This is a genomic window from Rickettsia tillamookensis, assembly GCF_016743795.2.
In the GTDB taxonomy this organism is placed as follows: Bacteria; Pseudomonadota; Alphaproteobacteria; order Rickettsiales; family Rickettsiaceae; genus Rickettsia; species Rickettsia tillamookensis.
Genome location: NZ_CP060138.2, coordinates 623,834 through 639,008, shown reverse-complemented (window position 1 = coordinate 639,008; position 15,175 = coordinate 623,834). Strand labels below are relative to the sequence as shown.

The following is a 15,175-nucleotide window of genomic DNA, read 5'->3' as shown; positions in this document are numbered from 1 at the left end:
CTTACACCTTAACAGGCATGACGACAAAAATATCTTTAGGATTCTCAGGAAATTTAATAAGTACCGGTGCTGAAACATCTGAAAAATATAGTTCTACTAAATCCGATTTCACTGCTTTTAAGACATCTTCCAAATATTGCGGATTAAAGCCTATAGCTAAAGACTCATCACTATTATATTCATAAAAACTTTCCTTATCTTGTGAAGAATTAATAACCTCTTTTGCGTTACCTCTTGCTTCACCGACGGCACTAATCTCTAAGGTTTCACGAGATAACGATAATTTTATCGCTCTAAATTTTTCAACGGTTATTATCGCTATCCTTTCTATACTATCTGCAAATATTTTACGATTAATTACTAATTTTGAGCTGCTGCTTTCCGGAATAAAAGCACTATAATCAGGGAAAGTACCGTCTATAAGCTTTGATAGCATAATAGTATTTTCGTTACATATAAATTTAATCTTATTGCTACTTAATAAAATTTCTATATCTTCATTTATATTTTTAGGATCTTTAACTATTTTTAAAATTTCCTCTGCACTTTTTTGCGGTAATATAACTCCAAAATTCTTTATTTGTTTTTCTAATGTTACCCATGAAATCGAAAGTCTATGCCCATCGGTACTTGCCGAACAAAACTCTTTGTCTTTTATGTGTAAATAAACACCGTTTAAATTATAACGAGTTTCATCTAAAGAAATCGAAAATTTTGTTGATTCAATTATTTTAGCAAAATCCGTGCAGGAAATTTTAAAACTTGCTTCAGGATTAATACTATCCATTGCAGGAAAAGAACTAACCGGCAAAGTAAATAAATTAAATTTACAATTTTTTCCTTTGATTTCAAGTCCCGTTGTACCGAGATCTGTTAATGTAAGCTCGGAATCCGGAAGTTTTCGGACTATATCATTTAGAGTTTTCGTAGAAACGGTAAGTTCACCTTCACTTACCACTTGTACTGCTATTTTTTGACTTAAATACAAATCCATATTAGTAGAACTAAGCTCCAGATTGCCGTCTTTTGCTGATAATTTAATGTTTGCATATTCAGGTATTACATTACGTTTTTCAACAACGGAACTTGCAAACCCTAGGGACTGAACTAACGTTTTTGTTTCAACTATTAATTTTAACATATTGTTATTCTCTTAATGTTCCTTGAAATTTTTGCGAGATGGCAGCAACTAAATCTTTACTGAACGAATTTAAATCAGTATCAGATAACGTCCGATCATCTGCTTGTAGCTCTATTTTAACCGCTATAGATTTTTTACCTTCAGGTAATTTATCACCGCTATAAATATCAAATAATATAACTGATTTGACAAGCTTTTTATTAAAATTATTTATATATGATATTATTTCACCGACTCTATGATCTTGATCAACAATGAATGCGTAATCTCTAAAATTAGCTTGGAAATCCGATACTGCAAATTCGTCTCTTTTACCGAATTTAGCTTTTATCAACGGCAAATTTGTAATATTTAGCTCGAATGCAAATATTTCCTGATTAATATCGTAATATTTCAAGATTTTAGGGTGTATCTGTCCAAAATGACCTAATAAATTTTTACCAAGCCCTATATTTACTGCTCTAGTTGGATGATAATATTGTGGCAATGCTGTCCCATTTGTTGCTATACATTTATCTATAGATAGTCCTGCATAATCCACTACCAGCTCTAAATCGCCTTTAAGATCAAAAACATCATAGCCTCGTCCAAACGAATGAGGATTTTTATTATTATATGAACCGCTTATAATTGCCGTTAAATAAGTTGCTTCCGTATTTAAATCTATAAAACTAGGTCCAACTTCAAAAAAAGCCATATCTTTTATAGAACGTGCTAGATTTTTACTTACTATACTTAACAAATTCGGCAGTATAGTAGGACGCATATAATTATCTCCTATGCTAATAGGATTAAGCAAAAATAACTCTTCTTTTAATTCAGCAAACAACTTTGCATCTTCACTACTCATAAAAGAGTTAGTTACTACCTCATCATAGCCTTTGCTTGCTAATATCCTTTTAAAACTAGATACTCTTTTATGCTCTCTTAGCTTATTATTATCTTGGTCTAGTTCGGGTAGTTTTATATTCTCTATTTTATCATAGCCGTAAATACGAGCGATTTCTTCAGCTATATCTTCTAAAATAGTTATATCATGACGCCAAGAGGGAGCTATTACCTTTATAATCTCACCTTTAACATCCGTAATAAATCCTAGTTCATTTAATATAGCTTCTATCTCTTTGATATTTAATTTAATTCCCGTAATTTTTTCTAAATAGCATGCTGAAAAATCTAAAGGTTTTTTTTGCGGCTCTTTCTCACCGAATTTCACTACTTTCGATACTTCGCCGTTTCCACATATTGATAAAATAAGATTAGTCGCTATGTCTAAAGCTTTTTCCGTAAAATTTCTATCGATATTACGCTCATTACGATATCTAGCATCCGTATCAATTTGAAATCTTCGCCCGCTAGCTGCAACCATTTTAGCATTAAAACATGCAGCTTCCAGTATTATATTAGTCGTACTATTAGTACAACTACTCTCAGCCCCGCCAATGACACCGGCAAGACCTTGAATACCGCTTTCATCTTTTATAGCTAAATCATTTTCGGTAAGTAAATATTCTTTGCCGTTTAGGGCGTGGAATACCCTTACGTCATTGCGAGGCTGCAAAGCAGCTGCGGCAATCTCAGGATTTTGGCATGAGATTGCTTCGTCGCTACGCTTCTCGCAATGACGCTTACAATAACGACCTACACTAATCCCCCCTTTTATCTTATCCGCATCATAAGCATGCATCGGCTGCCCAAAGCTATAGGAAATATAATTTGTTACATCCACTAAGCTTGAAATAGTTTTTACCCCGACATTTTTTAATAATTTCTGTAACCAATCAGGGCTTGGTTTATTTTTTAAATTTCTTATTTCTCTAAAAGTAAATAAAGGGCAGGCTTCTTTGTCTTGCACGTTAAGCTTCATTTTAGAAGTAAATGTACTCTTTATTTCCGGAATTTCTAGTTCTTTAAGTGTTCCGAGTCCTTTTGCCGATAAATCTCTTGCAATGCCGTAAACCCCTAACGCATCACCACGATTAGGAGTAACGTTAATAACAAATACCGGATCATCCAAACCGTAATATTTAGTAAAATTCTCTCCAACTACGGCATCTTCAGATAGCTCTATAATCCCTTCAGACTCTGAAGCTAGCAGTAATTCCTCTTCAGAGCAAAGCATACCACAGCTTTTTTCACCTCTAATAACAGATTCCTTAATCTTAAATTTACCGTTTGGTATTTCTATTCCAATATTTGCAAGTACTACTTTTATACCTGCTCTTGCATTACTCGCACCACAAACTATTTGTCGCATACCGCTTTTAGTATCAACATCACAAAGCTTTAATTTATCAGCTGACGGGTGAGGTTTAGTATTTGTAATATATGCTACTTCAAACTTTTGTAGCTCTGCCGCTTTATCTATCACCTCTTCTACTTCAAGACCAATAGCTGTTAGGGCTTCGGCAATTTCAGTAACTGAAGCCGAGGTCTTCAAAAATTGTTTTAACCATGATAACGTAAATTTCATTTCGTAAGCCCTCCTGCTAAATTTGGTATATCAAAGCTCCCAAAATTATAATGTTTAAGCCAACGCATATCTCCTTCAAAAAATTGTCTTAAATCTTTGATATTATATTTTAGCATTGCAAAACGCTCTACTCCAAGCCCAAAAGCAAAACCTTGATACTCGCTGCTATCAATACCGACATTTTTAAGCACGTTTGGATGGACCATCCCGCAACCGAGTACCTCAAGCCATTTATCATTTTTATTCATCCGAATATCAACTTCGGCAGAAGGTTCGGTAAATGGGAAAAAGCTGGGTCTAAAACGTAATTCAATATTAGAATTTTCAAAAAAGCTTTTTATAAATTTCGTGATAACATATTTTAAATGTCCCATATTAATATTTTTATCAATAACAAGCCCTTCTATTTGGTGGAACATCGGCGTATGAGTCATATCCGAATCCGATCTATAAGTCCTACCGGGTGCTATAAACCTAAAAGGCGGTTTGTCGTTTTTCATAGCTCTAATCTGCACTGTTGAGGTATGAGTACGTAATAACAGCGGTTTATTATTTTCCTGACCTTTTAAATAGAAAGTATCATGCATTTGCCTTGCGGGATGGTCATCTTCAAAATTGAGAGCAGTAAAATTATGAAAATCATTCTCTATATTCGGTCCGTTTTCTATAGTAAAACCAAACTGCGAAAATACTTGTATTAACTCCTCACTACATTGTGTTATTGGATGAATAGAGCCTTGCTTATATCTTCTTGCAGGGATTGTTAAATCAATTTTATCGGCAGCAAGTTTTAAATTTAGTTCCTGCTCCTCTAAAATTTCTTCTTTTGCTTTTATTATATTCTGTATTTTATCTTTTAATTTATTGATTTTTAAGCCAAATTCTTTACGTTCCTGCTCATTTAAACTACCTAGTTTTTTAAGCTCACCGGTCACTATACCGTTCTTGCCTAAAAACTCTACTTTATATTCTTGCAGATCTTTTAAACTTTGTACTAATAAGATTTTTTCTTCAGCAAGCCTTAATATTGTTTCTATATTTTCCATGATTGTTTTTTGTTTTATGTTAAACACTGTCATCCCGTGGCTTGTCCACGGGATCCAGTAATAAAAAATACAGCTATAAAAAGCTCAATTTATTTCGTTTTTTTCTGGATTCCCGCTTTCGCGGGAATGACATAACAGCATATTAAACCAACATACACCTCATATGCCCTTCCTCTATCCCCACCAGCTTCGCTTTAAATATCTGCCCTATTTCTAAAGGCTCATCTAACTTCACCGGAATAAAATTCTCAGTATGGGCGATATTATTATTCTCTACTAATAACTCTACTTTCTGACCTATATGCTTCTTAAAGAACTCAGATAGCTGATTCTGCCCCTCTTGTCTTAGAATTTCAGCTCTTTCTTTCCTTATAGCTTTCGGTACTTGCGGCATACGTGCTGCAGGCGTTCCTTCTCTTTCCGAATAAGGAAAAACATGTAAATATTGTAATTCCGCTTCTGAAATTAATTTTCTTGTATTTTCAAACATTTCAGGAGTCTCTGTCGGGAAACCAGCTATAATATCCGCACCAAAAGATACTTCCGGTCTTATTGCTCGTAGCTTTCGACAAAACTCTATTACGTTTGCTCTATTATGACGTCTTTTCATACGTTTTAATATCATATCGTCGCCTGCTTGCAAGCTAATATGAAAATGCGGCATTATCCTCTCACTGTAAGCTATAAGCTCAAAAAGTTCATCATCTATTTCTGCAACATCTATTGAAGATAAACGAAGCCTTTTTAGCTCAGGCACTAAATTTAAAACTCGTTTAATCATTTGTGCAAATGTTGGGCTTCCGGGTAAATCTGAACCGTAAGCCGTAACATCAACACCGGTAAATACCACCTCTTTAAAGCCGTTTAATACCAAATGCTTTACTTGGCTCACTATAGCTCCTATCGGTACTGATCTACTTTTTCCTCTACCATAAGGGATAATACAGAAAGTACAAAAATGATCACAACCGTTTTGTACCTGAATAAAAGCACGAGATTTACCGTCAAAGCTACTTACTAAATGACCTGCCGTCTCTTTCACCGACATTATATCGTTAACTGTTATTTTTTCATCGGTAATTTGGTAGTAATTAGGTAATAACTTCTCTTCGTTACCTATAACCTTATCCACTTCCGGCATATCACCGTACATTTGCGGGTTTGTTTGAGCACTACAACCAGTAACGATAATTTTTAAATCAGGATTGTTTTTTTTAGCCTTGCGGATAGCTTGTCTTGCTTGTTTCTCAGCTGCTTTAGTTACAGCACAAGTATTGAATATTGTCACATTATCAATGCCCGACAACTCTAAATTTTTTCGTATTATCTCACTTTCGTAAATATTAAGTCTACAGCCAAATGTTACTACTTCTTGTCTTAAATTATTGCTCACAGTAATATTCCCCACGTGCTACAAGCTTAGCTGCCCCTTGCATTATTATATTACCGCTCTCTTCTTTCATAGTAAGGCTACCATGCTTAAATACTATCGTGCTTGGTGAATGGATAAAACCGAGTTTTAAACCGGCAGCAAAACTACTGCAAGCTCCGCTTCCGCAAGCAAGTGTTAGCCCTGCCCCTCGCTCCCATACGGATAAATAGATTTTATTATCTTTTACTTCAGCAAAATTAACGTTTACCCCATCTGCGAATAATTCCTTAGCCTGTAATTTTTTACCAACAATTTTTTGATCTTGAGGCTCTAGCTTACTAAAAATAACCAAATGCGGATTACCAACGTCAACGCAAATAGTCTCCTTTAAATCAATCATATAACGCTCTGCAAATTCCCAAATCTTATCACGGCTTGGCATCCAAGCTTCACTAAAACTAACACTTCCTACATTAACGCTAATATTATTTTCATCCTCCACATTACATAGCAATTTTTTATTGCCTACCATTACAGTAATATCTTTCTTTCCCGTATCAAGATAAATTAACTTGGCTAAACATCTTGTAGCATTACCGCATAATTTAGCACTAGAGCCATCTATATTATATATAATCATCTCATAAAAATCATCATGCTCTTCATAAATAATAAACTGATCACAACCTATACCCATATGACGATCAGCCATATTTTTTGCTAACTGCGATAAATCATATGAACTTAATAAATCTCGTTTGTTAACAACAACAAAATCATTACCGAGACCATGCATTTTTACAAAATTAATTTTACTAATCATAATGTTTTACATATTAGGAAATTGTATTATAGCAAATTTCTTGGAATTTGCTATAATGAAGTTATGATATATAAAAATATAGACTATTATGCTAATTTCACGTTTCTTAGACCCTAAAAATAACTATGCTTTTTTAAAAACAATCCAAGATCCGGATATCGCAGCTTATAGACAATCTATAGTAGATGTATTGTGCAAAGATAAACACGGTACTCAATTCATCGTAGAGATGCAAGTAAGTAAACATCCGGGCTTTGAGAAAAGAGCTCAACTTTATGCGGCAAAAGCCTATTCAAGGCAAATACTCAAAGAGGATGAGAATCATAAGAAAATGGCAGTATACGCAAAACTCCGAGGAGTAATATTCTTAGCTATTGCCGATTTTATTTTATTTCCCGATAAAAAAGACTGGAGATCAAACCATAGGCTTCTTGATACCAAGACTTACGAGAACGACTTACAAGATTTTTATTTTATTTTTTTAGAGCTTGAAAAATTTAATAAAGAATTAGATCAATTAGAGAATCTTCAAGAAAAATGGGCATATTTCTTTAAACATGCACATGAAAGCACTCTAGAAGAAATGGAGAATTTGATAGGTCATGATTTTATTATTAAAAAAGCTTTTTATGCTTTGGATCAAGCTAGCTGGTCTGAAGAGGAGCTAAATACTTACGAAAAAATGATAAAAACCGAAATGGATAATTTAGCCGTAGAAGAACAAAAAATTATGGATGCTGAAGCTAAAGGAGAAGCAAGAGGAGAAGCAAGAGGAGAGGCAAGGGGAGAGGCAAGAGGAGAGGCCAAAGGAGTAGCCAGGCAAAAAATTTCTATGGCTAAAAAAATGTTAGCAAAAAATAGACCTTTAGATGAAATTATGGAATTTACCGATTTAACAGAAGAAGAAATCGAAAAGTTAAAGTAATGAAGATACTTAATATTATGTTAAGTCGTGATCTTGGCGGCATTCAACAAGCATTTTTAGATTATAATGCAGCTCTTGAAATGCAAAAAATTGAGGTTATAAATATCACTTCTTACAAGGCAAAAATAAATTCCTTTCTACGTAAGACAAGTTTTAAACTACCTAACTTGGTACCGATTGATCCGTTATCGGTACTTATTCTTAAATATATAATCTACAAAATTAAGCCCGATATAATTATAGCACACGGTAATAGAGCAATAAATTTTAGTAAACTTGCTAAATCACAAAATATAAAACTAATAGGTATCGCTCACAATTATACTTTAAAAGGGCTACGTAAATGTGATTTTGTTATTGCCTTGACGCATCATATGAAAGAATTTTTACTAAAAAATAACTTTGCCGAATCTAGGATATGCACCTTACCGAATATGATAAATATTGCTAAAGACTTTATTCCAAATAAAACATATAGAAAACCTATCGTAATTGGGACCTTAGCAAGATTTGTAGCTAAAAAAGGTGTTGATATTTTTATTAATGCTATAAAAATTTTAAAAGAAAAAAAATATGATATTCAAGTTGTTATAGGTGGAAACGGTGAGGAAAAAGATAATTTAATTGCTTTAGCACATAAACTTAATTTACAAGATCAAATATCATTTACGGGATGGGTTAACGATAGAGATAAATTTTTCAAACAAATCGATATTTTTTGTTTACCGTCTCTTCATGAACCGTTTGGAATTATAGTGCTTGAAGCAATGGAGGCAAGCGTACCTATCGTTAGTACAAATACTGAAGGACCTGCAGAAATCTTAAGCGACATGCAAGACGGGCTTATTTGTAAAGCTGCTTCTCCGGAAGATTTAGCAGGAAAAATTGTCTATCTAATAGAGAATCCTCTAAAAGCAAAAGAATTTTCTAAAAACGCCTACCTTACTCTTAAACAAAATTATGATATTAAAGTTATTTCTGAAAAGTTACAGCATATTTTAGAAAGCTTGATATAAGCGAATTTTGCAGGATTCGCCTGTGCTCACGTATTTTTAACGGCTTTCGCAGGCTCACCTTTAAATTCATCAAATCTTTCGCTTTCTACAATATGCTGTAGCAACATTATTACGCAGTTACAAAAATAGTTAGTTGAAAAAATAATAGTCTATATTGACATAACAGTTTAAAGATTCATAATTAAAATTAAGTAATGTTAATTTATTTTAATGAATCTACTCGATGAACTTCAAAAATTGCCTACGTCATCCTACAAGTACTGTGGTACTCACGTATTAAGTATACGCTGCGTTCTTCGTCTTGTGGATTCCTTGCTCTTTTTGAAGTTGATCTTCGTATACCGATTTTTTATTTATTCAAAGCATATTCTAATTTCATCAATTTTTATATTCCTGTTATGTAGCTGCAGTACAAAACAAGATAATGTTACCCCTAACCTCCCATTACCTACTACTTGGAATAATTATTCTATAGCACAGAAAGATAATGCATCCTCCAAGTGGTGGTTGCAATTTAACGATCCGATATTAAATGAGCTAATTAAAGAATCATTAGACAATAACTCCGATATTGAGCTAGCAATGAGTAATGTACTTACTGCAAAAGCACAGCTTAACCTTGTTAATTCTTATAGGTTTCCTCAAATTAATTTACAAGGAGGAGCAAATCGAACAAAAAATAGCAAGAAAACAAAAGCACCAAATGAGCCAAAATTTTCTAATAATTTTGGGCTAGCAAGCGTGCTTAATTATGAACTGGATTTATGGGGGGCAGCTGCAAATGCTAGCGAATCGGCTAAAAAAACTTTCCTTGCAAGCGAGTATAGCAAGGCAGCGGTACGTTTATCAGTTATAAGTAACGTTACAATAAGTTATTTTAATCTTTTAGCATTAGATAAACAAATATATCTAACTGAAAAGCTAATTGAGGCTCAAACGGAAATTTATAAATTAAATCAGAAATTATATAATCTTGGCGTTGGTGATCTAATATCGGTTAGCGAGGCTGCTTCTGAGCTTGCACTTACTAATTTATCGTTACCGCCTTTAAAACAACAAAGACATGAGCAGGAAACCGCTTTAAAAATTTTAGTAGGTAGGACTCCTGAAAATATAGTAAACGGCTTAATTTATCGTGATAAACCAATAGATTACTTCCCTGCTCTACCGGTATTACCTAAAATATTACCGTCAGAACTTTTAGAGCAAAGACCGGATATTAAAGCAGCAGAGCAGAATTTACTAGCAGCAGACGCAAACTTACAAGCAATAAAAGCTACTTATTTTCCGCAAATTTCTTTAACAGGTTTATTAGGATTCGGTAGCAATAAACTTAATACTCTATTTACTAACTCAGCTGAGACTTGGCAGGTGGGCGGCAACATAGCAGGACCTATTTTTGATTTTGGTAAAACTAGAGCTAATGTACAAATTGCCGAAAGTGTTAAAGAACAATATATAGCACAATATAAATTAGTAGTACGCACAGCTTTTGGGGAAGTTATGGATGCTTTATCGGCAGGACAAACATCGAGTAATAATTTTCATATTTGGCAACAAAACGAAGCAGCTTTAATGTCTATATTTAAGCTTGCAGATCAGCGTTATAAACGAGGTAATATAGATTATTTAACAGTACTTACAGCTAAACAAAACGTATTACAAAACGAAATTGACGGGGTGGCTATAAAGCTCTCACAGCTAAGTAGTATAGTTAATATTTTCCATGCACTTGGAGGGGAGTGGTAGTACGAGTAACGTCATTGCGAGGAGCGAAGCGACGTGGCAATCTCGTCAAATATCCTGAGATTGCTTCGTCGAATTACTACGTAATTCTTCTCGCAATGACATTAATATAAACAAACACATTAAAACAATGCTTAAAACAATAATGCGTAATTTGATATTGATAACATTACTAGTACTAATGGTAATATTAGTATTTTGGGTAATAAAGCATCATCATAAAAGTAATAAACAAATAATAATAGCAGCTCCGGTTGAGGTAACAAAAGTTATCAGAAAAGACGTGCCTTATGTGATAGAGCTTGCAGGAGTAGCTGAAACTTACCAAAGTGCCGATATTAAACCTCAAGTTACGGGACAAATATTAAGTGTAAATTTTGATGACGGACAAGAAGTAAAAGCAGGTGATTTATTATATGAAATCGATTCTCGTCTTTTTCAAAATCAATTACAACAAGCACAAGCAAATTTACTAAGTGATACTTATAACCTCGAAAATGCTATAAAAGAAGAAGCACGATATCGTGGTTTATACGAAGAAAAAGCCGTTTCGGAAGAGCAATATTTACAGATGCTAACTAATATGAATATGCTTACAGCAAGCGTAGAGCGAGATAAAGCAATTATTGCAGATGCTAATTTACAAATTGAATATTCAAAAATAGTAGCTCCTTTTGATGGTAAACTTAGTGAGAGTAAGGTAGATATAGGCGATTTAGTGTCACCGGATTTTGCAAGCCTAGTCACTATAAATACCATCTCGCCTATTTATGTTAGTTTTTCCGTACCTGAAGAATATCTAGATCGTATTAATAAATCTCAAAAATCTAATGATTTAGCTTTGACGGTTAGAACCGTAAGCGACCAAGAAATTAAAGACGGTGAAATCGTTTTTGTCGACAATACAATTGACCCAAATAGCGGTACTATCAAAGTTAAAGCAACTCTACCTAATCAAAACGAAGCATTGTGGCCGGGACAGTTTGTACGTGTGTCCTTAACCGTTTATACAGAAAAAGATGCTTTAATAGTTCCGTCTAAAGCAATGCAAACTAACGATCAAGGACCTTATGTATTTGTTGTCGATAAAGATAATAAGGCTGTGGTTAAGAATATAGATATAGTTTTTTCTAATGATGATTTTATTGTTATTAAAAGCGGTATAGATGAGGGTGAAACAGTGATAACCAATGGGCAGCTACGATTATCTAACGGATCAGAGGTGAGTGTTAGGGAGGAGTAGTTTAACTGTCATCCCGTAGCTTGTCCACGGGATCCAGAAAAAAAGCGAGATAAATCGAGCTTTTAATTTAAAGAATTTGCTATATTTGTAACTTTTATTACTGGATCCCGTGGTCAAGCCACGGGATGACAGGAGTGAGGAATAATTGGGTATTTCAGAAATATTTATTAAGCGTCCGGTTCTTGCTACTTTATTTATGGTAACTATTTTACTGTTTGGAGCATTCGGCTATAAGCTATTACCGGTAAGCGTTTTACCTGATATCGATTTCCCGACTATTCAGGTTTCAGTAAGCTTGCCCGGAGCTGACCCGACTACTATGGCGTCTTCAGTTGCATTACCGCTTGAAAAGCAATTCTCAACAATATCCGATATTGATTCGATGAGTTCGGTTAATAGTAACGGCACTACTCAAATTACTTTGCAATTTAATTTAGACCGAGATATAGATGCCGCAGCACAAGACGTACAAGCAGCTATCTCATCCGCCGCTAAGCAATTACCGAACGACTTACCTACCCCGCCCTCATATCGTAAAGTAAACCCTGCCGATGCACCTATATTTTATTTATCTTTAACTTCTGATACTCTACCCTTATATACCGTTGACTATTACGCCGAAACAATTATGGCTGAGCGTTTATCAATGTTACCGGGTGTTGCACAGGTACAAGTTTACGGCTCACAACAATATGCGGTACGTGTGCAGGTTGACCCTGTTAAAATGGCAGCAAATAATATAGGGCTCGACCAAGTATCAAATATTATCAGCTCTGCCAACGTTAACTTACCGACCGGGGCTTTATACGGCAAAGATATCTATTCAAGCATTAGAGCGCCCGGGCAATTACAAAATGCTAAAGAATATAACGATTTAATATTAACTTATAAAAACGGTAATCCGCTTTTTCTTAAAAATATAGGTAAAGCCATCGATAGCGTAGCTAACAATAAAATAGCCGCTTGGTATAGGGATAAGCTCGGGGTAATACTTGCTATTCAAAAACAACCCGATACAAATACTATTGAGATAGTTGACTCTATAAAAGAAGTATTGCCGTTACTTCGCAAGCAAATCCCTGAGGGTGTTAATATTAATATCATGTTTGATAGGTCAATTTCTATCAGAGAATCGGTAAATGATGCCAATTTTACTATGTTACTTGCTTTAATACTCGTAGTGATTGCTATATTTCTCTTTCTGCATAATTTACGGTCCGTGATTATTCCGACTATTGCCCTCCCCTTATCGATTGTCGGTACTTTTGCCTTTATGTATCTATTCGGGTTTAGTATCGATAACATGTCTTTAATGGCCCTCACCCTTGCAATGGGCTTTGTGGTAGATGATGCAATAGTAGTGCTTGAAAATATCACAAGACATATGGAAAAAGGCGAAGGTAAAATAGCAGCATGTATCAACGGTACTAAAGAAATAGGATTTACTATCGTCTCAATGACTTTATCCCTAATGGCAGTATTTATTCCGATATTATTTATGAGCGGAATTTTAGGCAAATTACTGCACGAACTTGCCGTTGTTATTACTACCGCTATTTTACTTTCGGGGGTTATTTCGATAACCGTCACTCCAATGCTGTGCAATGTGTTTTTGAGGAATGAGAGGCAAAGCCGTCATTGCGAGGAGCGAAGCGACGTAGCAATCTCAGGACAGCAAACCGAGATTGCCGCAGCGTCTTTGACGCCTCGCAATGACGGTCTACCATTAACCGAACGTGCCTTTGAATACATAAAACAAAAATACGGTAGCAGCTTAAAAACGGTGGTAGAGCATTCAAAAACTACTATGCTTATATTTCTCTTAGTAATTATTGCAACGGCTTACTTATTCGGAAAAGTTCGTAAAGGCTTTATGCCTGATTCCGATACGGGACAAATCTTAGTTTTTACCGAAGCCGCTCAAACTATTTCTTTTGATGCGATGGTCAAAGAACAACAGAAAGTAAGCGATGTATTACTTAAAAATCCTAATATAGATTCATTCTTTTCGGCAGTCGGTGTTTCGGGTAGAAACTCTGCCGTTAATCAGGGAACGATTTTTATTAGTTTAAAACCACGAAATCAACGAATTAGAGCAGATGAGGTAATTGATCAGTTACGCTCAAAACTAAATCATTTAGTAGGCTTAATGGTATATATCCAAAACGTGCCTACTATTACGATCGGCGGGCAAGCAACCAAAAGCCAATATCAATATACTATGCAAGGACTTGATCAAGATGAGCTATTTAGCTTTGCCCCGAAATTAAAGGACAAGCTTGCACGGCTACCTGGTTTTATTGACGTAACTTCGGATTTACAAATAGCACAGCCGCAAACTTTAGTACAAATCGACAGATATAAAGCTGCAAAACTCGGTATATCGGTCGAGCAAATCCAAAATATCTTATATGCGGCTTATGGTGCTGAACAAATTTCCACACTATATACTCCGACAGCTCAATATGACGTTATTTTAGAACTAGATCCTAAATATCAAACAGATTCGTCAATGTTATCTTTAGTCAATATTAACTCCGCAAGCGGCAATTTAGTCCCGCTAACTACGCTTGCTAAAATCGTTAATACTGTTGGCCCTCTTAGTATTTCACATTTCGGACAATTACCTTCGGTTACGGTATCGTTTAACCTGCAAGACGGATATTCAATTAGCGATGCCGTTCCAAAAGTCAACGAAGCTATAAAGGAATTACAAATGCCGGCTACGATTACGGGAAGCTTCCAAGGAACTGCTCAGGCATTTCAGTCGTCTTTTTCTGATCTTGGCTTATTGCTTGGACTTGCCGTTATAGTCATTTATATAATCCTTGGAATGTTATATGAGAGTTTTGTACATCCGATAACCATCCTTTCAGGGTTACCTACAGCTATATTCGGAGCATTACTTACATTGCTAATATTTAATAGCGAGCTTGATATGTATGGATTTGTTGGACTTATTATGCTAATCGGTATCGTTAAGAAAAACGCTATTATGATAATAGATTTTGCTCTAGAACTTGAGAGAACCGGCAATAAATCTTCGCATGAAGCAATCTATGAAGCATGTATAATAAGATTCAGACCTATTATGATGACTACCCTAGCTGCATTAATGGGAGCTATGCCTATTGCTCTTGGAGTCGGAGCAACGGGAGCAGAGAGAAGATCGCTCGGACTTGCAGTAGTCGGTGGGTTGCTTACATCACAATTACTTACTCTTTATATTACACCGATAATTTTCCTATATTTAGAAGCAGCTAAGAGATGGCTAAAAAATAGTAATTCCAAAGTTGAAATTAGAAACTATCCGGAATTAAATTGGAAAGATTAACGTTGTTGTATGGCTCGAGAAACCCGTTCGGTGTGATACCGTGGCTCGACCAGCGT

The 15,175-nt window shown here is 35.0% G+C and carries 10 protein-coding genes and 1 pseudogene; 5 read left to right on the top strand and 6 right to left on the bottom strand.

Annotation, left to right across the window (positions count from 1 at the left end):
* Window position 1: 1 nt before the first annotated feature.
* The 5 genes from dnaN to dapF form a co-directional block, all read right to left on the bottom strand.
* Window positions 2-1,141 (bottom strand): DNA polymerase III subunit beta, encoded by a 1,140-nt coding sequence (gene dnaN, locus H6P87_RS03035; protein WP_202069986.1) that lies wholly within the window; start codon window positions 1,139-1,141, stop codon window positions 2-4.
* Window positions 1,142-1,145: 4 nt separating this feature from the next.
* Window positions 1,146-3,614: a phenylalanine--tRNA ligase subunit beta gene (gene pheT, locus H6P87_RS03030; protein ID WP_202069985.1), complete on the bottom strand. Its 2,469-nt coding sequence runs from the start codon at window positions 3,612-3,614 to the stop codon at window positions 1,146-1,148.
* Window positions 3,611-4,660 (bottom strand): phenylalanine--tRNA ligase subunit alpha, encoded by a 1,050-nt coding sequence (gene pheS / locus H6P87_RS03025; RefSeq protein ID WP_202069984.1) that lies wholly within the window; start codon window positions 4,658-4,660, stop codon window positions 3,611-3,613. The genes pheT and pheS overlap by 4 nt, the downstream gene beginning before the upstream one ends.
* Before the next feature lie 142 nt (window positions 4,661-4,802).
* The gene (gene mtaB, locus H6P87_RS03015) at window positions 4,803-6,068 is read right to left on the bottom strand and encodes a tRNA (N(6)-L-threonylcarbamoyladenosine(37)-C(2))-methylthiotransferase MtaB (RefSeq protein WP_202069983.1); all 1,266 of its coding nucleotides are present in this window, start codon (window positions 6,066-6,068) and stop codon (window positions 4,803-4,805) included.
* The gene (gene dapF / locus H6P87_RS03010) at window positions 6,043-6,855 is read right to left on the bottom strand and encodes a diaminopimelate epimerase (RefSeq protein ID WP_202069982.1); all 813 of its coding nucleotides are present in this window, start codon (window positions 6,853-6,855) and stop codon (window positions 6,043-6,045) included. The genes mtaB and dapF overlap by 26 nt, the downstream gene beginning before the upstream one ends.
* An 88-nt stretch (window positions 6,856-6,943) precedes the next feature.
* Between dapF and H6P87_RS03005 the strand changes: the two genes are divergently transcribed.
* Both H6P87_RS03005 and H6P87_RS03000 read left to right on the top strand, forming a co-directional pair.
* A complete protein-coding gene (locus tag H6P87_RS03005) occupies window positions 6,944-7,780 on the top strand; it encodes an Rpn family recombination-promoting nuclease/putative transposase (protein ID WP_202069981.1) in 837 nt (278 codons plus the stop codon).
* Window positions 7,780-8,796, top strand: a complete 1,017-nt coding sequence (locus H6P87_RS03000; RefSeq protein WP_202069980.1) for a glycosyltransferase family 4 protein — start codon at window positions 7,780-7,782, stop codon at window positions 8,794-8,796. The genes H6P87_RS03005 and H6P87_RS03000 overlap by 1 nt, the downstream gene beginning before the upstream one ends.
* Here H6P87_RS03000 and H6P87_RS02995 read toward each other — a convergent pair.
* Window positions 8,768-8,903, bottom strand: a pseudogene (locus tag H6P87_RS02995) (palindromic element RPE3 domain-containing protein); the annotation flags it as partial. The gene H6P87_RS03000 and the pseudogene H6P87_RS02995 overlap by 29 nt on opposite strands.
* Before the next feature lie 220 nt (window positions 8,904-9,123).
* On the opposite strand from H6P87_RS02995, the gene H6P87_RS02990 reads away from it, so the two are divergent.
* The 3 genes from H6P87_RS02990 (at window position 9,124) to H6P87_RS02980 (ending at window position 15,119) form a co-directional block, all read left to right on the top strand.
* Window positions 9,124-10,545 carry an efflux transporter outer membrane subunit gene (locus H6P87_RS02990; protein ID WP_202069979.1) on the top strand — a complete coding sequence of 474 codons (1,422 nt, stop codon included), beginning with the start codon at window positions 9,124-9,126 and terminating at the stop codon, window positions 10,543-10,545.
* A 127-nt stretch (window positions 10,546-10,672) separates the two neighbouring features.
* Entirely contained in the window at window positions 10,673-11,785 is a 1,113-nt protein-coding gene (locus H6P87_RS02985) for an efflux RND transporter periplasmic adaptor subunit (protein WP_246438070.1), read from the top strand.
* 196 nt (window positions 11,786-11,981) lie between these two features.
* A complete protein-coding gene (locus H6P87_RS02980; RefSeq protein ID WP_458693841.1) occupies window positions 11,982-15,119 on the top strand; it encodes an efflux RND transporter permease subunit in 3,138 nt (1,045 codons plus the stop codon).
* The last annotated feature ends 56 nt before the right edge of the window (window positions 15,120-15,175 follow it).